Annotated in this window: 13 protein-coding genes; all 13 read right to left on the bottom strand. The window is 34.9% G+C overall.

Annotation, left to right across the window (positions count from 1 at the left end):
- Positions 1-53 precede the first annotated feature (53 nt).
- On the bottom strand, positions 54-1,976 hold the full coding sequence (locus BWZ22_RS10200) for a RagB/SusD family nutrient uptake outer membrane protein (RefSeq protein ID WP_076699792.1): 1,923 nt from the start codon (positions 1,974-1,976) through the stop codon (positions 54-56).
- A 12-nt stretch (positions 1,977-1,988) separates the two neighbouring features.
- Positions 1,989-5,105 (bottom strand): TonB-dependent receptor, encoded by a 3,117-nt coding sequence (locus tag BWZ22_RS10195; RefSeq protein ID WP_076702421.1) that lies wholly within the window; start codon positions 5,103-5,105, stop codon positions 1,989-1,991.
- Between the two features lie 374 nt (positions 5,106-5,479).
- The gene (locus BWZ22_RS10190; RefSeq protein ID WP_076699790.1) at positions 5,480-6,481 is read right to left on the bottom strand and encodes a GntR family transcriptional regulator; all 1,002 of its coding nucleotides are present in this window, start codon (positions 6,479-6,481) and stop codon (positions 5,480-5,482) included.
- A 133-nt stretch (positions 6,482-6,614) separates the two neighbouring features.
- Positions 6,615-7,568, bottom strand: coding sequence for a DUF4340 domain-containing protein (locus tag BWZ22_RS10185; RefSeq protein WP_076699789.1), 954 nt, complete (start codon positions 7,566-7,568; stop codon positions 6,615-6,617).
- A 28-nt stretch (positions 7,569-7,596) separates the two neighbouring features.
- Positions 7,597-9,099 (bottom strand): Gldg family protein, encoded by a 1,503-nt coding sequence (locus BWZ22_RS10180; protein WP_076699787.1) that lies wholly within the window; start codon positions 9,097-9,099, stop codon positions 7,597-7,599.
- Between the two features lie 15 nt (positions 9,100-9,114).
- Complete coding sequence (locus BWZ22_RS10175; RefSeq protein ID WP_076699786.1) at positions 9,115-9,837, bottom strand: ABC transporter permease subunit; 723 nt, start codon at positions 9,835-9,837, stop codon at positions 9,115-9,117.
- A gap of 2 nt (positions 9,838-9,839) precedes the next feature.
- A complete protein-coding gene (locus BWZ22_RS10170) occupies positions 9,840-10,769 on the bottom strand; it encodes an ATP-binding cassette domain-containing protein (RefSeq protein WP_076699784.1) in 930 nt (309 codons plus the stop codon).
- A 972-nt stretch (positions 10,770-11,741) separates the two neighbouring features.
- Positions 11,742-12,479, bottom strand: a complete 738-nt coding sequence (locus tag BWZ22_RS10160) for a GntR family transcriptional regulator (protein ID WP_076699781.1) — start codon at positions 12,477-12,479, stop codon at positions 11,742-11,744.
- An 86-nt stretch (positions 12,480-12,565) separates the two neighbouring features.
- The gene (locus BWZ22_RS10155; protein ID WP_076699780.1) at positions 12,566-15,826 is read right to left on the bottom strand and encodes a GH92 family glycosyl hydrolase; all 3,261 of its coding nucleotides are present in this window, start codon (positions 15,824-15,826) and stop codon (positions 12,566-12,568) included.
- A complete protein-coding gene (locus BWZ22_RS10150) occupies positions 15,820-17,586 on the bottom strand; it encodes a class I mannose-6-phosphate isomerase (RefSeq protein WP_076699778.1) in 1,767 nt (588 codons plus the stop codon). Before BWZ22_RS10150 ends, BWZ22_RS10155 begins: the two co-directional genes overlap by 7 nt.
- Positions 17,587-17,629: 43 nt before the next feature.
- Positions 17,630-20,371 (bottom strand): GH92 family glycosyl hydrolase, encoded by a 2,742-nt coding sequence (locus BWZ22_RS10145; protein ID WP_076699777.1) that lies wholly within the window; start codon positions 20,369-20,371, stop codon positions 17,630-17,632.
- Between the two features lie 291 nt (positions 20,372-20,662).
- A complete protein-coding gene (locus BWZ22_RS10140; RefSeq protein ID WP_076699775.1) occupies positions 20,663-22,957 on the bottom strand; it encodes a GH92 family glycosyl hydrolase in 2,295 nt (764 codons plus the stop codon).
- Between the two features lie 92 nt (positions 22,958-23,049).
- Complete coding sequence (locus BWZ22_RS10135; protein ID WP_076699774.1) at positions 23,050-24,123, bottom strand: mannonate dehydratase; 1,074 nt, start codon at positions 24,121-24,123, stop codon at positions 23,050-23,052.
- Between the last annotated feature and the right edge of the window lie 5 nt (positions 24,124-24,128).

Genomic DNA, 24,128 nt, shown 5'->3' with positions numbered 1-24,128 from the left:
TTTATTTATCTTCATTTTTTTCTTTATATTAATTAAAACGAATTTGTACAAGACTACCATCCTGGATTTTGAGGAAAGCCTTCGTAGATTTGTGTTTGCTCAACTGGAAATGGTAACCAATAGTGCTTAGGGAACTCACAAATTCTTTCTACAAGAAGTGTTTCTGTAAAACTACTTCTGTTTTGTGGAAAATCTAAAGCTAATTTTCTTCTGTATTTAGCTAAATGGGCTACTCCCCATCGTCTAATATCTACCCATCTATGTGCCTCATAACTTAACTCAACAGATCTTTCTCTTCTTAATTCATCCATAAACTTGTTGTTATCTGCTACTATACTAGGGTGCACATGAGGAATACCTGCTCGGTCACGCAATAAATTTATTGCAGCTTCCGCAGTTAAACTGTAAGAAGCAGGTGCTGTGGTTGCTCCCTTAGATGCATGCAGTGCCTCTGCATACATTAAATATACATCTGTAAGCCTCATATGCATACGTACGCCAACGTATTGGCTTATAATAGGGTTCCATCTGGTATGGTACTTACCGTCAACTTTAGGGTAAAATTTAGTCCACATATACCCAGTATTATTTAATACTTTGATGTTTTCTGCACCAGTACTACGGTGAACTCCTTTGTTAGTAGAAGATTCAAACCAAAGTTGGGCTGTTTTATGAGGATCGTCAGCCCCAGGATCTATAACATCTCCATCTATAATATGCCATCTATAAAAACGAGGGTCACGGTTTTCAAAAGGTTTAGTAGGATCATACAATGTTGGTCCGTAAAGACCACTAAGGTCATCTTCTATAGATAGCCCATTAGCCATTCCAAAATTGTTATGGATAAAGTTATGTGTAGGACTAATAACCTCATATCCAGCAGAATTGGTGTGAATAGCTTTGTTTACTCCAGATGTCATAAATCTTCGAGGTTGTATGGCGTTACCACCAGTTGCAGCAAATATAAACTCTGTGCCTCCTGGCCATGCACCAGGTGTTGGTGATTTCCAAAATACTTCGTCGTAATTTTCCCATGAAGCTAATGCATAACGCCCTTGGTCTGCTAATTTAAGAATACCTGAAAAAGCCTCAACTGCCATATCGCATAACTCGGTATCATAGTCATATGTATCTATAGTTACATTGTTACCTTTCATTAATGGGCTTGCTGCTAAAAGTAAGTTTTTACCTTGAAAAGCATATGCCGTACCTTTAGTAAGCCTACCCTTGTTTTCGCCTAGTGTTAATTGCCCGTAAGGTTCGTTATCCCAATCTACAGGTAATAATTCAGCGGCTTTTTTATAATCTTCGTTAGCTAATAAAGCTACTTCTCTATAAGTCTCTGGACGTGGTATTCTAAAATCATCAATTAATACTTTGTCTATATATGGATAACGCCCCCAAAATTTCATAATCTCGTTATGAAAAAATGCTCTAAAAAAGTAGGCTTGACCAAGAATAACATCTTTTTCTGCTTGGGTTGCATTTACCATTAAATCTAACCCTCCATTTTCAACACTTTCAACATTTCTAATTACAATATTTGCTTTACGAATGCCTCTTAAACTACCTTCATATAAACCAGGTCTTTGTTTATTAAAAGCATTTGGATTTTCAACATTGGCTGAATTGTTTCCTGTTGATCCGTAATCAGCTTTATAATGGTTATTTAGGTAACAAAAATTATCTTTTATAACATCGGTAAATCTTCCTGCATCAATATCTCCACTTGCTTTTGTAGGTCTATCAACAAATCCATCATCTCCTAAAAGAAAATCTTGGAAGGTATGTGCTTGCTGTTCATAAGACACTACTAGAGCGTACATTTCTTCAACAAATCCTTGCGCATTTTTAAAGGTAGAAAAAACATCTTCTTCCTCTATGAGTGCCTCTGGTGCCACATCTAAATAGTCTTCGCATGAAAACGAGAATACGAGTCCTAAGATTATTAATATTTTTATTTTATAGTTTTTCATTAGTTCTTTTTTTTAAAAATTCATATTAAAACCAAAGTTAAATCGCTTTAAGGTAGGATAATCTCCTCTTGACTGTGCCGTTCCAGAAGTGTTAAATTCTCTATCATCTGGCATATCAGACCATAAGAATAGGTTATTTCCATTTGCAAAAACTTGAAGTTTTTTTAGCCCTAGTTTTTCACAGGTCTTTTTTGGTATATCATAAGATAACGTAACTGCCTTAAGTCTTGTTAATGACCCATCTAACCAATTATCTCTAGGATTGGTTGCTCCTAGAACTCCAAATGATGGTTGTGTATCTGTATTATTTGGCGTATCTACTGTCCAATAATCTAAATCTTGCTTAAAGATTAAAGGTGTAGAATTACTAAACGTTTGGTTACTATACAATCTAGACGCATTTTGAGTACCATACAACTGTGCTGAAATACTAAAACCTTTGTATCGAGCACCTAGAGTAGCACTCCAAGTTCTTTGCGGTTGTTCAGGATAACCGAAAGGTGCATTATCAAATTCAGAATTATAAATACCGTCTCCATCAAAATCTACAACATCATAATATCCTACACGTGTTAAATCTTGATTTTCATTTTGTGGTGTTGACATGTAAACATCATCCCAACTTGTTAATATACCTGCAGGAATAGCTGTTCTTCTTTGTCCAATATTAAAACCTGCATCATTTTTATAAGCAGGCTCCAGAAATGGATCATCTCTTCTTATTACTTTATCTATTGCTTGTGTAAAATTAAAATCACCAAATATATTGATACCATTATCAAAGGTATAACTAGAACCAAGAACAATCTCATACCCTCTAATTTCAACGACTCCTTGATTAATATCTGGTGGCGTTGCTCCATAGAAATCTGGCAAAGTCTGGATTTGATTACCAATAACTACAATATTATCACGATCTTCTGCGAAATAATCTACCTCTCCAGTTAATAAGCCATTAAACACCGAGAACTCTGCTCCTATGTTATACTTAGTAGCCGACTCCCACTGAAGATTTGGGTTTCCTACTACATCTTCTCTATAAAACGTATAAGGCGATTTTCCTGTATACGAACCTGGAACCAAATATGCAGCCCCACCAGACTCCCATTGAGATGCATATTTCCATCTACCACTAAAATTATCATCTCCAACTACACCATAAGACCCTCTAATTTTAAGTCTGTCTAACCAATCAGCGTTCTCTAAAAAAGTTTCGTTTGAAGGGGTCCAACCTAGTGCTATAGAAGGGAATAAGTCGAAACGATATCCTGGACCAAATTTTTCAGAACCATTGTAAGCGCCATTAATATCTAAAAAGTATCTAGAATCATAGTTATACGTCACCCTTCCTACCCAATCTTCACGATATCTTGGAAAAACACTTCCTTTTGCAGACTCTTGTCTTCTAACTAAAAATAACGCTGTTAAGTTATGCTTATCTGCAAAAGTTTTGTTGTAATTAAATGAAAAGTCATAAACCAATCTACGTTCACGTTGATTGTTCTCTACTTCTGAAGTACCTAAAGACCAAGGGCTTTGAACATAATCGAATCGAGTAGTTACATCTGGAGTAAGAATACTCTCTACATCGCCATCATAAACTCTATAAACCACACCGCCATCATTTAAAGATTGCTCACTTCTTTGGCTATTATCTAAAGAAAACCGTGCTTGAAAAGACAAGCCTTCAGTTATAAAATCTAATTTTTGTTTTAATATAAAATCTGTATTGACTTGAAAGGTTCTATATTTATCATAACCCAAAGCCGATAAAGTAACTACAGGGTTTACGTATACGTTAAAATAACTAAACGGCTGTCCATACAAGCCATCTGGATATACAGGCGTGTAAAGACTTGGCGCTACTAAGTATAGCCCATTAGTTACATTAGCTAAGTTACCAGGCTTCTCTCTAACACCTAAAAAACCTGCTAGATTAACAGACAACTCTGTAGTATTTGTAATACTAAAATCGATATTACTTCTAAAATTAAATCTATCATATCTATACTCACCTAAATACCCTCTTCCATTATCATACTTACCTCCATCAAAAATATCACTAACAGTTTGATAAGCCAAACTACCAAAATATTTAGCTGTTTTATTACCTCCTCGTACAGATAAATTAATTCTGTAATCTTGTGCAAAATCTTTCAACAACTCATCTTCCCAATCAACATTAGGATAAATATAACTTTCTTCTAAACTAGAAGGGTTACGGTATTTTTCCACAATAGCTAATGGCGTGTAATTATTCCATGTATTAGGTGCTTGAGCTATCCCTCTTAAAATAGCACTATTTGCTTCTAACAAACCATCATAAGCATCTAATTTTTCTGGTAATTGAGAAACTGTTTTAATGGTTGTATTAACACTTAGCGACAGTTGTGCTTTTCCTTCCTTACCTCTCTTAGTAGTAATTAACACTACTCCATTAGCTCCTTCAACACCAAAAACTGCCGTGGCAGAAGCATCTTTAAGCACCGATATGTTTTCAATATCGTTCATATCTATATCACTCATAGACCTTTTAATACCATCTACAAGCACAAGCGGGTCGCCATTACCATTCCATGAGCTTCGTCCACGAATAAAGATCCTCATATTATCTTCCCCAGGAACTCCACTACCTTGTATAGCGGTTACACCAGGCAAATTTCCCTGCAATGCTTCTTCAACATTAGAGATACCTGCCGTCCTTTCCATTAAATCCTCTCCTTTAACTTGAGTAATAGCAGCTACTACACTTTCTTTCTTTTGCCTACCATAACCAACAACCACAACTTCATCTAGAGTAGCAATATCTTCCTCTAAAGTTACATTAATAGTTGTTTGTCCTTTTACTGGAATTTCTAAAGTTTTGTAACCTATGTATGAAAATTGTAGTATTTTTTCACCAGAGGTTAGTTCAAGAGAATACTCTCCATCAAAATCTGTTGATGCGCCTCGAGTGGTTCCTTTTTGAATAACACTCACACCAGGTATAGGCACCCCAGCAACATCTTTTACCACACCAGAAATCCTTTCCTGAGCTTGTAATTTATTGGCTGAGAAACTGGTAAAAACCAGAACAACAAATAAGACTAACACAGAAACAGGAAATTGATCCTTAAATTTTTGTTTCATTTTGAATTTTAGTTTTAACATATTTTTAGTTTATTTAGTAAGCATAACCGTTAAAATTTTAACAATAAATGGTTATAATAACATGAAACAATTTTACAATTAAAGTAACTCAATTGTATCCTGCCCTATCCTGTTATAATGGTTTTTTCTAAAAAAAATAACTTTTTCAAGACTACAAACCAGAAAAGCCCATCTTATTATTTATTAACAAAACAATAACAGTTCTCAATTAAAAGTTTGTGAATTTTTAAGTTATTTACCATTTTATTAATAGGATAGATTAAGAAATAATTACTTACATTTTTGAATAGTGTAAAAACTCAATACATAAACTTATCTTCTTTGATTTAAGCTATAAAACTACATACTAAACTTTATAAAGAATCTCTTAAGATAAGCTTAGTTGTTAAATATAATTGTAAAGGAACATCTGAAGAAATAAACTTAGCTACCTTGGCTCCAAAATCTTTAAAATCTATAGAAACTACCGATATACCTTTATAAGTAAACTGCTTTAAAGGAGTATCATTATAAGACAAAATTCCTACTTCTTTTCCCACTTCTAAGCCTAATACTCTACTTTGTTTTAACAATTGGTATAAAATACGGTCATTAACGCAAATGTAAGCAACCGTTTTTTCTACCTTTAATTCTTTTGAATTACCACAAATAGCGTAAGGAAATTTATTTTTTTTACAAAATTTTTCAAAAAATTCAACACTTTCATAAGGATGGTATGTATATTCTGGATACACAAAAACTAATTTTGAATATTTTTTAAAAACCTGTTTAGCTTCATTTAAACACTTATAAAAAGATTTTCCAAAATCTTGAAAAACATAATTATCAAACAAGTTTAAATTTGCATTCCAATCTATTAACAATAATTTATTTTTATTTATTTTAGAAAGTGCTATTTTAACTTCTTCATGATCAAACCCCATTACTATATACTTATAATACTTTCCGTTGTCTACATTTAACATAGACTTGAAATTTTTAATATTATAGTGATGAAATTGTAAATCAACTATAACATTATTTGGTAAACAACTCATGAAAGAATGATAAAATACTTCTTTATAGGCCTTAAATGTGCTTATTAATAGTAACACTCTTTTCCTACTTTGTGTAATGTAGTAACCTTTATTTGGTGTAGAATCTATATACCCTTCTTTTTTTAACAGTACATAGGCTTTGTATACAGTATCTCTAGAAACTTTATATTCCTTACTAAAAGTATTAATTGAAGGTATTCTATCTCCTTCTTTAAGTTTATTTATATTAATAGACTCCTTTATTCCATTAACTATTTTAATGTATTTAGGATTATCATTATCGTCTAAATTCTTTAATATAATTTTATTTTGAACCATTTATAAAAACACTATAGAAGATTATTATGAAGCACAAAAAACTACTTTTTTAGAAAAACTTCATTATAACTTTTATCAAAAAAAAAGAAATATCCCATTAAATCTATCCTGTACTGTCCTTAATGAAAGTTATTTAAAAAAAATGTTCTTGGTTTACAAACAGCCTTTTAAACAATCCAGTAGAGTCGCTTTCCACAAAAACATCGGGGTGCTGCGATGAGTTTAGGATGAACTTATGCCCTGTAGAATCTTGGTAGGCTCTAACAATTAAGCTTTCTATGGAATCGCCTTGAATTGTTAACTGATAATCTGCCTTAGGTTTTGGAACAAACCCATCAACAAACTGCGAGCTGCTCTGGTAGCGTAGCCTATTAAGGTACTGAGCCACTTTGGTAGAATCGGGAGATTTCCCTTCCATATCCCAATCGGTTCCCTTCTTAGAAAGCAAAAAGCCCTTATTATCTTTAGATTCTAACTTCAATTGGGTAATCTGTTCTCTATCTACCTTTAAAAACTCGGTATTACGCCATGCATTGAATTTCCTTTTAAAAATACTGGTTATCCCACTTTTTAAAGCATATGTCTGGGGGTCGTTGTTTACCCTGAAATAAGTAACACCATTAACAGCAGTCCTTCTGCCATATGTTGTACTTCCAGATTCTTTATAAACCGTTTTACCTAAATAAACTTTTGTTGGCTCCTGTTTTCCCTGCTCCTGTATTTCAATGCATTGAGCCAAGGAATCTACCAATCCGTAAGAGCCCCATTTGTCTTTTGTTTTAGCAACCAACTGTTGGGTTTCTATTGCTTCCAGTTGGTCTAATGTATTTTTCACAGACAACTGGTTGGCCTGGGTTTTTACCTGGCCCTGCTCTACATGCCACATTTGGTTATCCTTTGAAAGCACAATGGCCTCTTCATTAGTTGTTGATGGAGGCCGAATAGTGATTTTACTAATTTGGGAAGCATCTAGCCGAACAACCTCGGCCTTAAAATTTACCTTACTCGTTTTTTTAAAATAATTTGTAGCTACAAACAGCAAAACCAGACCAACGAGTATTGCTATTAATATCTTGTTTTTTTTCATCTGTTTAATGCTTTTATTTCGTTAGTTTCTATTCGTAATTTTCTTCTATCCTCCTACTGCGCTTATTCTTATTTATTTGCATTCTTATCACACCATAAACAATTACCAATACTATGGGCATTAAAAAGTTAAGGTATTTTAACGTTGTTTTAGTACCATCCTCAAGGGTCTCTATTGGGCGATAACTAATGCCTTTATTCCGGAGGTCTATCAATCCAGTATCGTCACTTAGCCAGTCTATGGCATTAACCATGAGGTTTACATTGCCTTGCTGTACTTGCTGCTGACCTTTGTTAACCGGAAAATCGCCATCTGCAACCACACAAATGCGCGAACGGTTACCGTTACTATGGGTTTGCTCTAATACACCAGCCAATATTTGGTTGGGAGCGTTAAAGTCGTTTTGAGTCCATTGTTTTTGGATATCAAAAAATTGAGGAGCCCGTAACGTTGCAGAATTTTCTGAAGAAAAAGCCAAAGGCGTAAATGTAGAAAGAGAGTCTTTGGCTGAAAACGCCATAGAACTGGCAAACTGCATAACCACAGCATCCAGTCCTTTGGTTATTGGGTGGTCTGCAAACTTGCTTATAATAGGAATATATGGGAAAGATACATTTGTTGTAAAATTAAAGAAGCCCTGTTGCTGTTGTACACCCACACTTGCACATTGAGCATCTACAACAAAATCTTCATGAACCTGTAGCCCTTTGTCTTCAAGCCAACGTTCGAGTCCTGTAGAAAAAGCACTCCCATAAGAAGTATTTAAATTGCCGTTTACCCGGTTTAGAGCAATAAACAAGTTGCCTCCATTTTCCAGAAACTTATCCAACTGGGCGAGGCTAGCTTCGTTAATTGTATCAGTAGGGCTAACAATGGCCAATGTCTTAACACTTTCAGGAACAGGCGTACTATCGTTTACTTTTACAGGTTTAAAATCGTACAGAACATCCAGAGCTGTTTTTACTTGGGCGAGTTCAGTAATCGAAGCTTGTCCGTTACCTTCCATCAAGCCTACTTCCGGTTTGTGGTCAATCGTCATTTTCTTTATAGACGACGACAGCAAATATTCCAAAGGAGCTCCAGGCTGCAAGAACGGAATCACCTCTTTTTGCTCTTCGAACTCTAAAACCGCTCCTAAAAAGGCCTTTTGCTGCTTCATTTGGTCTTTCTCACGCACATTAATCATTACCGGGTTTATGCCCGCTTCAATAGCTTTGCGCTCGGTCGCTTCATTTTCGTTGGGATTAATAAAAGTATATACCAAATTATTGTTGGATTTTCTAGCGTATTCTATTAGATACTCTTCAAAATCGCTCCTGGTCTTCACAATGTTAGGCGGTAAGTTTTCAGAAAAATAAGCTTTAACCGTAATGGGGCTTTCCAAAGACTTCATGATATTCTTTGTGGCCTCACTTAAAGTATATTGCTTGTCTTCGGTTAGATCGACCCTAAAAAAATACTGTTCGGACACTAAGTTTGCAAAAACGAGAATTCCAAGAACTAATAATATCGTTATGTATGTTTTTTTCATAAGTCATTGTATTGATTAAGCAAAATGTCTTTTAGATAAGGACCACTCGCCAAGATAGAGCCCTAAAACGGTTATAGAAAGAAAATAAACCAAGTCTTTTGAGTCTATAACGCCTCTGGATATAGATTCAAAATGCGACTGCAGGCTTAAGGACTGAAATAGCTGACCTAGACTTCCCGTAAAGTTTTGAGCCAATACCCCAAAAATTATATGGAAAAACAGGCCTATCAAAAGGGCTGTCATAAACGCCACGATTTGGTTAGTGGTTATGCTACTAGCAAAAATACCTATAGCGGTATATGCTGTACTCATTAACAGAAGCCCCAAATAGCCGCAAATAGTTCCTCCATTGTCTAAGTCACCTATATTAGAAACAGTTATAACATAGGGCAAGGTGGCCAATAAAGCGATGCACACCAACAAAACTGAACCTAAAAATTTACCAAGTATCAATTGGCGGTCGGTTATAGATTTTGTTAACAAAAGCTCTAAGGTTCCTGTTTTTCTTTCTTCTGCCAGCATTTTCATGGTAATGGCCGGGATAAAAAAGAAAAGACTCCAAGAGGCCACATTAAAGAACACACGGAGAGTGGCCTGCCCTACCAAAAATATGTCATTTCCGTAAAGCCAGGTAAAAAACCCACTGAACCCTAAAAAAAGCCCTAGGATGATATAGGCTATAAGCGAATCGAAAAAAGTTGCCAATTCCCGTTTGGCTATAATCCAGATTGTTTTCATAATTAGTTTACCGTTAAGTTTCTAAAAATATCTTCCAGTTTGGTTTCCATTGGGGTCAATTCGGTAAGCACCCACTTTTTTTGAACACAGAGGTTAAAAATATGTCGTTTGGAGCTCTGTTCGGATAAGCTTTGTACCTCAAACATATTGGAATACCCCTGTACCTGCTCTACGGCTTGAACAGTATCGAGTGCTTGTAAAGCCTGTAAAATAGCTTCGGAACTGCCGTCTTCTATACGCAGCTTAAGCACCTCATTGCCCTGAGCTTGCTTTCTTAATGTTTCCGGAGTACCATTTGCCACGATTTTTCCTTTGTTGATGATGAGAATACGATCGCAGGTAGCCTCTACTTCGGGCAGGATATGGGTACTGAGGATAACGGTTTTTTCTTTTCCCAAATCGCGGATGAGTTTCCTGATTTCAATAATTTGATTGGGATCCAGACCCGTGGTGGGTTCGTCTAAAATCAAAATTTCAGGATCGTGTATCATGGCCTGAGCCAACCCCACACGCTGACGGTAGCCCTTAGACAACTCGCCTATTTTTTTGTGCTTTTCTCTATTTAAGCCACAAATCCGAACCATTTCTCGAACCCTTGTATTGATATCAATCTGGTTTATGCCCTGAAGAGCAGCACAGAATTCCAGATAGTCTATAATGGGCATATCGAGGTACAGCGGGTTGTTTTCTGGAAGGTAGCCAATGTGTTTTTTTAAATCGTTGGCAGGATCTGCAGCACTTTTACCTCCTATATAGATATTACCCTCTTCTATGCCTATATAGCCAGTAATCATTTTCATTGTGGTTGATTTTCCTGCCCCATTGGGCCCTAAAAAACCCAGTACTTCTCCTGTCTTGACCTCAAAGCTAATATCATTTACAGCGGTTTGTGGCCCATAGGTTTTGGTTAGTTTTTCAATTTGAATATCCATAGTTGATATATCGCATAATGTATATTTGGTTAAACAATAATTTCAACTTTATTGATGGTTTCGTATTTATGATTAGTAAATATTCTTCTAAAAAAGTAAGACAGACAATGAAATCCTTTGGATGGTAAATTGGGATACTTATCTGTAAAATTTAAATTCGAAAAGTTTAGTCTTCAACAGAAGAAAGAAGGAAATTAAACCAAACTGTTTTTTTACAAACTGTAAATCAGCTCTCTTTGCCACGTTATTTAACAACACGTTTATTAGTTTTTCAATTGACCAAACAGAAAATGCGGGCAAAAAGCTGTTTTCTTGTCCAATAAATTGCATGTTGTAATTCTTTCAAATTCTCGCTAAAGTTAAAAAATCTAAAAAAAAACGAAAGTTAAAAAACGTTAAAGTGTCTTTACTTAAAGGCGCTTCATCACTCTGTTATTATTTAAAAGATTTTTATTTTGTAACGAAGTCTTTTTTTGCAAATATTGTTCTAAATCTATAATGAAATTATATTGAGATGCTTCAAAAAAATATCATTCGTCTACTTCTTTTGCACGAAGAAGCGTTTTATATAACTTTCCGTAGTATAGTAGTTCTTCAAAGTGCCAGGTTTAAGAACTCCTGCGTATTTTCATTGTGGTATTTTATCAAATCAAGAAGCGTTTTATATTTCTCATCTTGCTCGACGAACCTTGCTTAATTGAATTTAAACTAACATACTAAAAATCAGAAGACAACTATTTATAACATTCTAAAAGCTTAGCATACACTTGATATAAATAAGTATTTATTGGCTTATCTTCTGGTGTCTTGGCTGCAGTTGTTTAGATTTAGTATCCCAATAGGTAATCGATGTTTGTCTTTTCAAACTGATTTCTTCACGTTTCCAACAACAGTAACCCGCACATAAACGGGAACTAAATTGCTTTTTTCTTGGCAAAATTTAATACATGAAACAACAAAATTAAATTCTATCTAAAGCTCTCGCTTAATATCGATATCATAGGTAAAATAATCGGTATGGTAATATACTTTATTAAACTCAACGGGTCTATCTCCAACATCCAAGACCAAACGTTCCCGTTCTAATACGGCATGATTGTCGCATATTCCTAATGCTTCAGAAATTTTATGACTTGCTGTTATCGCTTTTAATCTTTCTTTAGATGTTGAAACAATAATATCGTGTTCGGTCTCCAATAATTCATAAAGTGGCTTTTTAAAATTCTCACGACCTGTAATCCCAACTCTAGGATGAAAATACGAAACAGAATACAGAAACTTACCTTTTTTTGATCCTCTAATCTTCTCTAGTTTCCATATATCTTTACCTTTTGCAACTCCTAAGGCTTGGTAAACCTCATCAGTTGCTTTAGTCAATTCAATAGCCATATAGTAATCTACAACTTCTATTCCCTTACTACGCATTTCGTTGGTAAAACTTATCCAATTATCAAGTCGAGTAGATATTTTTTTAGTAACCACCTTTGTTCCCACTCCTTTTTTACGCTCTACCAACCCTTCATTTACCAATTGGTTAATCGCTTGACGTATGGTATTCCGTGATACTCCTAATTTTTTCGATAAAGCAACCTCTTTAGGTAAAAGTTTATCGCCTTTAGCATACTCCTCTTCTTGCATTAAGCTTCTTAAATATGCTTCAATTTGTGCATATAAAGGTATAGGACTAGACTGGTCTAGTTTGAATTCCATAATTATCTTGTTTTAATAACATCAAATATATAACAAAAACACTACACCACTGATATAATTAATCAAGCAATATGGTTGTACTCTACCTATTTTTTATGCTTAATTGCAGGCTTAGGCATGTTTTCTACGCCCCATTTTTTATTAGGTTCTGGCCCCATTTCTAATTCTAACTTCCCTCCATCTAAGAGTGCTTTACTAGAAAACCAAAAGTTATTTAACTTTTTACCATTGAGGGTTGCACTTTGTACATATTTGTTGTTATACGATGCGTTTTTTGCTTCAATTACAAAAGATTTTCCTCTTCCATATCGTCTTCCCAAATCGATCTCTACCTTTTCAAAAATTGGGCTTCCTATTTCATAAATAGGATCTACTCGAACTCCTCCATCGGTTTGAAAAAGCCCTAGAGAAGCCATGATAAACCATGCACTCATTTGTCCTTGATCCTCGTCGCCTAAATAAGCGTTAGACACTCCGAAACCGTAATACCGATCAATAATATCTCTGCTCCATTTTTGCGTTAACCAAGGTTTTTTAACCCAATTAAACAGGAATGAAAAATGCATAGATTGTTGATTTCCTTGTGTAACTGGAAAATCCCAATACAACTCATTAGGTGCATTGTACCGCCAAGGACTGCTTATATTAAACCCATCATCCAAACGTTTTGCAAATTCGTCCTCACCAATAATGGCCGCTAGTGCGGGAACATCTTGTGGAACAAAAAAGGTTAACTGCCACGCATTTCCTTCAACAAATTGAAAATTACCTGCTGTTTTAATGGGGTCGAAATCTGGAAACCATTCGCCATTGGAATGCCTTAAATGCGCATATCCGGTGTTTGGGTTAATGGCATTTTTCCACCAATACCCCCTTTGTATAAATTCGTCATATTCTTTATCTTTTCCTAATGATTTTGCTAGTTGTGCTACCGAAAAATCATCAAACGAATACTCTAGTGTATTTGAAAAACGCCCTTTATTATATGGTACATAATGGTATTTTAAATAAGGCTCTAAATCTCTATTCCCCGCATAACCATTACCAACTTTTTGCCCCAAGGTTGTCTGCATTTTATAAACAGCTTCAAAAGCTTTTTCAGCATCTATATTACCAACTCCCATGTGGTAAGCACTTACTATAAGTGGAATTTCATGTTCTGCAACCATAACTGGTATATATTCCATTCCTGCTGGACCTTTAGCTAACCAGCCATTAGCATCATACATTCCTAATTGAGAATTCACCCATTTGGATGACCAATCTGGTGTGACTAGATTCCAAAATTGATTTAAATTCCAAAAGGTATTCCAAAAAGCATCACAGCCTAAAGCTACACCGTTTGTGTCTTTAATTTTTTGAACCTGCTCTTCAGCATCTACCCAGCTACCATCAATATCACTAAATATATTTCTACTTACTAAAGCACGATACATGTTTGAATAAAACCTTGTTTTTTCTAACCGGTCATTTTCTGTAATCAAGACTCTCTCAAACAAATCGTTCCAAATATTTTCTTGATTTGCACGTACTTTTTCAAAACTCCATCCAAAGGGCTTTGCTATTTCCTGTTCTAAATTAAGAGCGGCATTTTCAATACTTACATATGATATAGCGGTTCTTGATTGTACCACTTGGTTTTCCTCGGTATTAAATTCAATATAAGCTCCAATACCCTTAGGATTTTCAACTTTTAACTCTTCGGTATTTGTAATAGTTACCCCCTTGTTTTCTTCTTTATTTCCATCTACCCAAATGCCAAACCCCTTAATTGGTCTATCAAATTCCATTACAAAATGCACGGTGTACTCTTGTGCTATATCATCCCATTCTTTGGGCTCGTCTCCCCCTTCTATATAGTGCTTTCTATAATGACCTTCCCCCCAAACCGAAGGCGATATTTGCTTACTATAGCCAACTATTTTATAATCGTTTATTTTTTTAAAATACGCTTCTTCAATTTGATATGTATATTCTGAAGGTATTTGAAGATCTACTAGAATCCTAGAGTTTGGTTTATCTTTGGGGTAGGTATAACGCTGAAAACTAGCACGCGTAGTAGCTGTTAGTTCTGCCTTAATATTATAATCACTAAGCAAAACAGAATAATAGCCTAAAGGAGCCTGCTCCGACTTTTTATCTATGCGAGAACGGTAACCAGAATCTGGTTCTCCTGGATTCCCTATTTCTGTAATTAAGGGGCCATTTGTTGGAAAAGTTCCTAAACCAGCCATGGTCCATTCGTGTATATGACTAAAAGTACCCACACTTTCAAATGAAGGTTGGTATCCTGCTTGCCAGCCACTTTTTTGATTATCTGGACTTATTTTAACCATTCCGAAGGGCATCCACGGTCCAGGAGCAATCATCCATCTGGAATGCCCCGTTCCTATTTTTGTATCCACATAGTCCGAAAGAGCATTTAATTTTTGCGACCCTCTTTTCATGTTTCCTTCTTCAATAATTTTACCATCTAATAAGACAGTATAACTACTGGTTTTTATTGTATTTACTGCTGGCATGGGTGCTTCATAAATACTTCTACCGTGCTCTACAGTTTCTTCGAATATAATTTTATTATCTACCTTTACTTGAAGCAATGGACTTTTTGAAAGGTGCTGAACATCCAACAACAATGGCTGAATTTCTTTTCCATTTACCTTTAATTCGTAATCTGCCGTTGAAACATCTCTTAAAAAAGCCTTTTCTGGTTTTATCAACTCTATATTTTCTGGACCTTCTAATCGAACCTGATCAAAAACTAACCAACTGCCTTCTAAAGTTGTTAATTGTATTCTATTTCCTCCATTTTTTATAAACTCTTCAGAAATAGGAATACTCAATATTTGTTCTTTTGTACCGCTATTTTCTCCTTTTAAGGCTTCGGCGTTCTGCCCGTTCTCTAACTTAAACTTCCATGATTCACCATTAACACTTACTTTAAATAATGGAGGTTTCTCAGGATTACAATCCAAAATATCAACAACCAATCTCCAAGAGCTGTTTTTAGGTTTTTCATTAATTCCGAATAGAATATTTATTTCATGCGGACGTATGCCTGCTAATACCGAAGTACCGCCCCAATAATCCGTTACACCGGGTAACACAAAAGGGAAGTCTTTTCTTTCGTTAGAAAACCCAATTAAATAAAAGCGGTCTTCCCAACCAAAATCATACTCTAAAAACTTAGTATACTCAGAATTTGCCAAAGCAAATTCTGAGCTATTATTATCAGCTTTTCCTATTTGCCAAACTGTTGATTCTTGTCCCTGTAAAGAGGTAAACCATACCAGTGCAGCTATTGAAATGTAAATTTCAAGGCTATTTAAATGTTTAAATTTTAACATGCGTCTTCTTTAACAAAAGTAACAACTACTTTTGCCTTACTATTTCCTTTATTTTTTAATTTATACTTTTGGGTTGCTGCAGGTACAGCAAAAGTTTCTGCGTAATAAAATGTTTGTTGCTGGGTAGATACACTTAATTCTACTGCTGTACCTTCTACAAGCATAAGAATATGACATTGGTTGTTTGTTTCTATAACCACCTCATCTTCAAATTCGTACCTATAAATATCGTAAAAATGATCTGGATGTGTTGGTAAATGAATTTTTTGCCAACCTTCTCCTTGCGCTTCAACCGTGGGTTTAGATATTAATGTATCTTGCACAACCGTTCCTTTACGGTTAAAGTTTAAGTTTTGAAAAGCTCTTTCTATATTTAAAGGTCTTGGATTTCCTTCTAAATCTAAACGTTGCCAATCATACATTTTAAAAGTATATATATAAGGGGTTGCGCTTATTTCTAGCACCATATTATTAATTCCAGAGCAATGTACAGTACCATGAGGTATTAAAAACAAATCGTGCTTTTTTGCGGGCATTTTTTGCACATATTTTTCAACATCTAACTCTGCTTTAGTTTGGTAACTATTATCTAGAGCAGCTTTAAATTCTTCTGGATTAATATCTTCTTGAAAACCAAGGTATACCTGGGCATCGCTTTCTGCATCTAAAATATAATAGGTTTCATCTTGGGTAAAATTTTCTCCAAATTCAGCTTTTATATATTCTGGTTTTGGATGACATTGTACAGAAAGATTACCACCATCATAAGTATCTAAAAAATCATAACGAATTGGAAATTCATATTTAAAACGATTAGCAGCATTTCCTAATACATTTTTATATTCTAGAAACATTAACATATCAAAAGATACTTCTAACCACCCATTTTGATCTCCAAATATTAATCCGTTTTCAGGCACAATCATTTCAAAAGACCATGCGTAATTAGGTACATTAGGGTTTAACCCCTCAATATGTTCTTTTATCCAATTACCTCCCCATACCCCAGGTTCGAACCAAGGTCTTACTCTAAAAAAGTTTTGAGATATATTGGTTAAACTTTTTCTTAAAGCTTTACCTTCTGTCCAAGTTGGTTGCTCTGGACGTTGTTGGTCTATGATGATATCAAATTTTGGAAGTAATTTCTTTTTTTCTTCATTTAGAACAACCCAATCTACAAAATAGAAGTGCTTGTACATTTGTTTGTGCGGTTTAGCTTGAGAAAATCCTAGATTTGTTATCTCATTTGCACGCATTCTATATTGTAATTCATTTTTGGGTAAATCTACGTACACTAAACAGCCTTTAATCTTAGATAATGCCGCACCAGTACCAAAAACAATTTGTACATCTGTACGGTTATCTAGTTGTATATTGGCTAACTTTTTTTGGTTAAAATAATCAAGAAGTTTTAAATCTGTTTTTTTACCAAAAACAGGATCGTCACCATTTAAATATGGTGCAACTATATTATTTAACTCATTTTCAGGTTTTAAACAATCCTGTATATTATAGGTACTTACTGTAAATCCATTGCTTTTTAAAATCGCTGTTAAATTGTTTACTATTTCAATCCAATCTACACCTACATAGCCATCTATAATAATTGTTTTTTCGGTTTTTAATCTATTTGCTAAACTGTTATAACCAACTGCTATTTCTCCATCAACTAGCTTATGTATTGGGTTAATATTATAGGTGTTTTTATTTGGTTCATTACTAACTACAGGCAGTAAGTTTTGACTAGTTTCTCTATTCATTTTTAATATTTTAGGTTAACTTCTTTCCTCTTGAAGTTCTTTTCTATTGATTATTTATATTGACTGGAGGCGGTGTTTGCAAGCCCCATTTTTTATTTGGTGTATTTCCTAGCCATATTTCCAGTTCTCCACCTGCTGCGAAATCATCGTGATAAAACCAAAAATTATTTAGCTCTTTTCCGTTTAATTTTGCTTTTTGTATATAGCAATTTTCAGCAGAATTATTGTATGTTTTAATAACAAACTCTTTTCCTTTATAATACTTATTATCAAGTTTTATTGTTACTTTATCAAAAACAGGAGCCGTAATTTCATAAAAAGGTTTTTGAGATTCAGTCCCTATGATATTAAATAATCCTATAGACATTAATGCACTAACGCCTCCCATCTGCCCTTGATCTTCGTCATGGCCTCCCCAACCTAAATCGGGTGTGATACCTCCATAAGCTTTTTCATTTACTTGTCTTACCCAATATTGAGTAAGCCACGGCGCATTGGCGTAGCTAAATACATGGGCATTTGAACATCCAGGTTGGTTGGCATAACTCACATATCCTTTGCTGTAACTATAAACAAAATCGCTATCTTTTCCTTTATTGAAGGCAAAGTTTAATTTATCGCATAACACTTCATCTCCGCCCATTAATTGAGCTAATCCAGGAATATCGTGAGAGACTCCCCAAGTTGCTTGCCACGCATTGGCTTCAACATAGCCCCAACCTCTTAATGGATCATTATGCGTGAAGTTTCCTTTATGATCTACAGGGAACAATAATTTATGCTCTTCATTAAAACATTTTTTCCAAGAGTCCGATCTTTTAATAAAGTAGTTATAATCATCAGTTCTACCTAACTTATAAGCCATTTGAGCTGCTCCCCAATCTTGAAATGCTGCTTCAATGTTAATACCTGCATTATTGGGCCACCAACCGTTTTCTGCATAAAATTCTAGGTCGTGTTTAAAGAACTCTCCGCCACCCATCATACCACCTGGCATATGGTTTTTCTTAATTTGCTCAAAAGCATTTTCGGGGTCGGTTTTAGTAAGTATATCTTTCATGTAAGCACTTACTATAAGATTTGTTGATGGGCACCCCGTCATTATAAAAGAATATCCTCCTCCCGAAGGACCTCGTGGTAATAGACCGCCATTATTAGAATAAGCAACCATTGATGCCGCCATATCATCTTGTATTTCTGGCCATGCCAAGCCCCACAGCACATTTAAATTCCATTGGGTTAACCAAAAAGCATCGGAGTTATACATGTTATGTTTTACCTTCCCGTTGGCATCTAAACCTGGGTTTTTTACTTTAAAATTAGCATCGGTAATAAAACCATCAGTTAAGTTTCCGGTATTCTCTTTTTTACCAGTAGTACGATCTGGATAATCACCGTTTACATCATTTATTCGGTGACGCCCAAGCAATACGTGCCACAGATCTGTATAAAATTTAATACGTTGCGCTACGGTACCACCTTCAACCTTTATATTACTCATCCAATCGTTCCATTGGTTTCTACTATCTTGCGCAACTGTATCAAAATTCCAAGTGGTACATTCTGTTTTTAAATTATTTCGTGCATTCTCAATGCTGGTATATGAAATGGCTATTTTTAACTGCACCTCATCTCCTGCTTTAGATTTGTATTTCATGGATACACCTCCATTATCGCCTTTTAAAGATGAAATATCTGTAAAGTTTTTGTCTTCATTCCAACCATCAAGAGATTGCCATTTTTCATCAACTTGAACAACAAAATATATTTTAACGTCTTTTGGCCCCACATTATAGGCTCTGTCAACAGAACTTATAGACCCTTCAAATTCTTTATTATTAATTTTAGTAACATCTGCATTGGTCATTGTGCTATTACCTAATAAGCCTCCAAGAGAAAGCAATAATTGCGACTCAACATCTTCCGTCCATTTAAAACGGTAAAAACTAACACGATCGGTAGAGGTTTGTTCTACCCATACTTTACTATCTGGAAGGAACACACGGTGATATCCAGGTTGCACAATTTCATCATCATGTTTAAAAGAAGATTTCCAGGCATCTTCCCCTTTTGTTGGGTTTACGCTAGCCAAGGTTGGCATTAGGTTAAGCCCAGAGAGTGTCCATGCATGAATTTGCGGAAACCCTAAAATACTATCTGAACTATGGGCGTAACCACCTCCACTATTGTTCCAATTGATAGTCATTGGTGCCGCACTAACCACGCCATAAGGGCGCGAACCTGTTGCAAATAAAAAGAAACGCCCTCTATTAGTTTCTATATAAGGATCTACCCATTCTACAGGAGTGGTGTACTGATTAGGTGATGCATATACTTCAATTTCTGAAAGCCCCATTTTATTACCATTCGATTGTTCTGCTACAAAGCGTACAGTTTTGGTGTTTTTTTCTTCAAATTCTATAGCCTTGGCACTGCCGTCTTGAGGTAAAACAATTTCTATTGAGCTACCATCACTAAAAATCAATTTACCTTTTAAAATTCTAGAGTTTGGTTCTGGATGATTAAAAATTACTACTTTATTTATTAATTGAGATGTATCCCAGTTAAGTTCAATCCAGGCATTTTTGGATTTAGCCAACCAGTTTCCTTGGTTTTTCACTGCGATAATTCCATCATTAATTTTTGAGCTATTGTTCTTTTTGTTTAAAGACGAGGAAGCAGTGACTTTTGCTTTTGAAGCAATACTTAAAGACCTCGCATAAAGAGATTGACAACTCCATAGCATTAATACAAAAAACAAGACACTAAACTTGAAATTTTTCATTTTTTTTAATAGAAATTAAATGTTAAATATTTTTATCTGTAGCACATATGACCTCGTATTTAATAACAATGCAAATCATTATGTATATACATATAGACAAATATATAAATTATTTTGAAATACAATACCTATTTAGTGCTTTTTAACCCTTTTTTAATAAATTTAAAAAATACGACTAGGTGTCTTTTATCTAAAAAAAATTATTGTTTACACATGGAAACTAGACTAGTATCCTGTTTTTTTCAATGAAAACTAATGCTTTGTTATTTTAAATAATCAAGTTAGGTAGATTTACTGTTTAATTTGATTTTTTGTGGGTTCAACCATTTCAAAAATTAACTCGCCTCCGTTAATAATGTCTTTATGGGTAATGTAATTTCTATTTAATTTATCACCATTTAAAGTTACCGATTTTACCACTAAATTTTCATCACTTAAATTATTGGCTTTAATTGTAAAGGTGTTGCTATTCGGCAGTTTTATTGTAGCTTCTTTAATCTGGGGCGCCCCTAAAATATATTCTCCTCCGGTAGGATTTACGGGATAAAATCCTAATACCGAAAACATATACCATGCCGACATTTGCCCGCAATCATCGTTACCCATGAGTCCGTCGGGTTTTGTATCGTAATAATCATCTACAAGGGTTTTAATTATTTTATCTGTTTTTTCTGGTGTGTTGGTATATTTATATAAGTAGGGTATATGATGACAGGGTTCATTTCCGTGCCAATATTGCCCATAAGTACCATGTATATTCCATACTAAGGTTTTAACTTCTGGTTTAGATTCTGAAAAAAACATATCATCCAGTTTTTGAGCAAATGCGTCCTTACCTCCCATGGTTTCAACTAAACCGGGAATATCATGAAGCACATGAAATTGATAATGAAACGCATTCCCTTCTGTAAAATCTGAACCTTCTAACCACTCTCCAACAACTTCAGTAACATCTACATGTTCTTTAAATACACCTTCAGCATTTTTACCGCGCATAAACCCACTTTCTTTATCATAAATATTCTTGTAATACCTTGCTCGCTTATAAAGAAAATCGGCTTCGTCACTTTTGCCTAATTTTTCAGCAAACCTTGCCGCCGCATAATCATCATATATACCTTCTAAAAGTCTGGATACGGTTTCCCTTCCATCGTCAATTGAAGATAGTTTAACATCATAAGGAATGTAACCAAAGGAATCTATTAATTGTACATGATTACGGTAATGTGGTTTTGTTACAGTGGTCCATACGGCATCAAAAATATCATCATCGGTATACTGCTTGGGTTTTATTCCTTTTAAATACGCATCAACAATTACTGGTACAGCGTGATTACCTACCATGGTATGGGTTTCTTTTCCCCATAACTGCCATCTTGGTAAATATTTATTGGCTTCTTTTGGATTAAGAGAATCTGTCACCATGTGTGTATAACTATCTAACATTGATGTGTTAATATCACTAACCAATTCTGGACTTAAAATTGTGTACATAGGGTTTGCCGCTCTAAATGTATCCCATAAGGATAATGTAGAGTAATATTTACCACTAGACGCCTTTTGAATTCCTGAGTTGGCACTTCGATACTGCCCATCTACATCGGCAATATTATTAGGTTGAATATATAAATGATACAGAGACGTGTAAAAGGCTTCTTTTTTCTTTTTATCTCCTTGTATAGAAATAGTGTTTAAAATAGCATTCCATTTTTGGTTGGTGTTTTTTCTAACACTATCAAACGTATTCCATGAAGCAACTTCTGCTTCTAAATTCTTTTTTGCTTCTTTAATACCAACAGTTGATACCCCTATCAAAATTTCTAGTTCCTGATGGCCTTCCATATTAAAATCCAATACATATCGAGGTGCTTTCTCTGTATTATCTTTTGGAGCTGGTAATTGGCGCTTGGTTACTACTGGTTTACTAAATTTAATTACATAATATAAATCTCTAGCGGCCCATTCTTTTGCTTTTCTATAGCCTGATAATACATACTCACTCTCAAATTGCTGGGAGGCTTCCAATATATTCGAGGATATGGTGTTGATATCCCAAGATACGCCATATTGCAAATCTATGAGTAGTCGTGCTTCTTCTGGGTTATCAAAAGTATATTTATGATAAGCGACATGCTCGGTAGCAGTAAGTTCTGCCTTTACTTTAAAATCGTCTAAAAAGACTTTATAATATCCTGGTTTTGCTATTTCTGTTTCTTTTCTATAAGTTGATTTAAAATTAAACCGAGATTCACTATTGATGGTATCCGTATTAATTGGAAGCAATAAAATATCTGACATTGATGGGCAGCCAACCCCATTTAGATGTGTTTGGGTAAAACCTATCAACCAAGGGTCATTATATTGATAGCCCGCAACATGATCCATTTCATAACCTTTATAATAGGTGTTGTAAGATTCTGGACTTGGTTGCACCATTCCATGTGGGGTTGTTGCGCCAGGAAACGTATGGCCTTCATTTTGGGTACCAATAAAAGGGTTTACGTATTGGGTATAATCTGTGCCGTTAATTTCATTTTGACACGAAAACAATCCTATGGCAAACAAAATAAACAAGCTTTTTTTCAAGATAAAACATAAGAAAGTGTTATTTTTAAAACACTTATACCACAAATACTTAACTACTTTTATCATGATATTTTTACTCTTTTATATAGTATTTACTCTCTATTAAGATTACTAAGAGCTGCTTTCATATAGCCCATTGCATAAGCCATACCCGCATACCAAGGGCCATCGCAACTCATCTGTGGCGTATGGTCTGGTATTAAAACACCTTCAAATTTATTTTGTTTTAAAATTTCTAAAATCTTAAACATATCAATATCGCCCTCGTCTACAAATACCTCTTTATAATTAGGCACTTTACCAACAACATTTCTAAAATGGATATAGGCTATCTTGTTTTGCTTGCTGTATTGGTCTGTGGCTTCATACACATTGCCTTCGGTCATTTCAGAAATGGTTCCTAAACAGAATTCTAAATTATTATTATCACTTGGTTTGATATCTATAAGACGCTGATACATATCTGGTTGATACACCAATCTTGGTGTGTTTCTTACATAAGGCATTGGTGGGTCGTCTGGGTGGGCTGCCATTTTAACTCCGGCTTCTTCAGCTACTGGTATTATGTGGTCTAAAAAGTATTGTAGGCGTTCCCAAAGTATAGCGTGCGACACTCTTTCTACGGTGCCCTTTGGGGCATTGTCGTCATAGACCATATTCCATACCATGCCGTTTGGTATAGGTGTTTCATCTACCAAACCTTCCATTCCTACTGAAACCGCACCACCGCGGGCAAAAGGTTTTTCAACTCTACTGGAAACTCCTGCCAATGAAAAATTGTAACCAAAAACAGGAATACCTGCTTGTCCTACAATTTTAATTTGCTCTTTTACCAACGCTATTTGTTCCTCTTTTTTTGGCCCATCTAAAAGAATATCATGCCAAATAGAAGGGTCGAAATTTTCAATAGCGTACCACTCTAAACCATGACTATTAATATCGGCTTTAATTTTTAGAAGCTCTTCTAAAATCCATAGCTCACCATTTCCTGCCTTACCCCAACCTCTATCGCCTCCAATGGGTTGGTTGGCGTTTGATTTATTATTATCTGTATTACCAAAATAATCTACCATGTGCACTACTAAATGCGTAGCACCACATTGTTTAGCAAATTTATAATGCTGTTCGTTAAGCATGTGACGGTATAATCCGAATCCTAATTTCATTTTAT

Origin of the sequence: Seonamhaeicola sp. S2-3, from assembly GCF_001971785.1 — a bacterium.
Lineage (GTDB): Bacteria > Bacteroidota > Bacteroidia > Flavobacteriales > Flavobacteriaceae > Seonamhaeicola.
Note: the sequence above shows the minus strand (reverse complement) of the source record. Positions and strands in the feature narration are given on the sequence as shown.

Excerpts from the sequence above, each read along its gene's own strand:
- BWZ22_RS10200 (WP_076699792.1), bottom strand. The coding sequence starts at position 1,976 with ATGAAAAACTATAAAATAAAAATATTAATAATCTTAGGACTCGTATTC.
- BWZ22_RS10195 (WP_076702421.1), bottom strand. The coding sequence starts at position 5,105 with ATGAAACAAAAATTTAAGGATCAATTTCCTGTTTCTGTGTTAGTCTTA.
- BWZ22_RS10190 (WP_076699790.1), bottom strand. The coding sequence starts at position 6,481 with ATGGTTCAAAATAAAATTATATTAAAGAATTTAGACGATAATGATAAT.
- BWZ22_RS10185 (WP_076699789.1), bottom strand. The coding sequence starts at position 7,568 with ATGAAAAAAAACAAGATATTAATAGCAATACTCGTTGGTCTGGTTTTG.
- BWZ22_RS10180 (WP_076699787.1), bottom strand. The coding sequence starts at position 9,099 with ATGAAAAAAACATACATAACGATATTATTAGTTCTTGGAATTCTCGTT.
- BWZ22_RS10175 (WP_076699786.1), bottom strand. The coding sequence starts at position 9,837 with ATGAAAACAATCTGGATTATAGCCAAACGGGAATTGGCAACTTTTTTC.
- BWZ22_RS10170 (WP_076699784.1), bottom strand. The coding sequence starts at position 10,769 with ATGGATATTCAAATTGAAAAACTAACCAAAACCTATGGGCCACAAACC.
- BWZ22_RS10160 (WP_076699781.1), bottom strand. The coding sequence starts at position 12,479 with ATGGAATTCAAACTAGACCAGTCTAGTCCTATACCTTTATATGCACAA.
- BWZ22_RS10155 (WP_076699780.1), bottom strand. The coding sequence starts at position 15,826 with ATGTTAAAATTTAAACATTTAAATAGCCTTGAAATTTACATTTCAATA.
- BWZ22_RS10150 (WP_076699778.1), bottom strand. The coding sequence starts at position 17,586 with ATGAATAGAGAAACTAGTCAAAACTTACTGCCTGTAGTTAGTAATGAA.
- BWZ22_RS10145 (WP_076699777.1), bottom strand. The coding sequence starts at position 20,371 with ATGAAAAATTTCAAGTTTAGTGTCTTGTTTTTTGTATTAATGCTATGG.
- BWZ22_RS10135 (WP_076699774.1), bottom strand. The coding sequence starts at position 24,123 with ATGAAATTAGGATTCGGATTATACCGTCACATGCTTAACGAACAGCAT.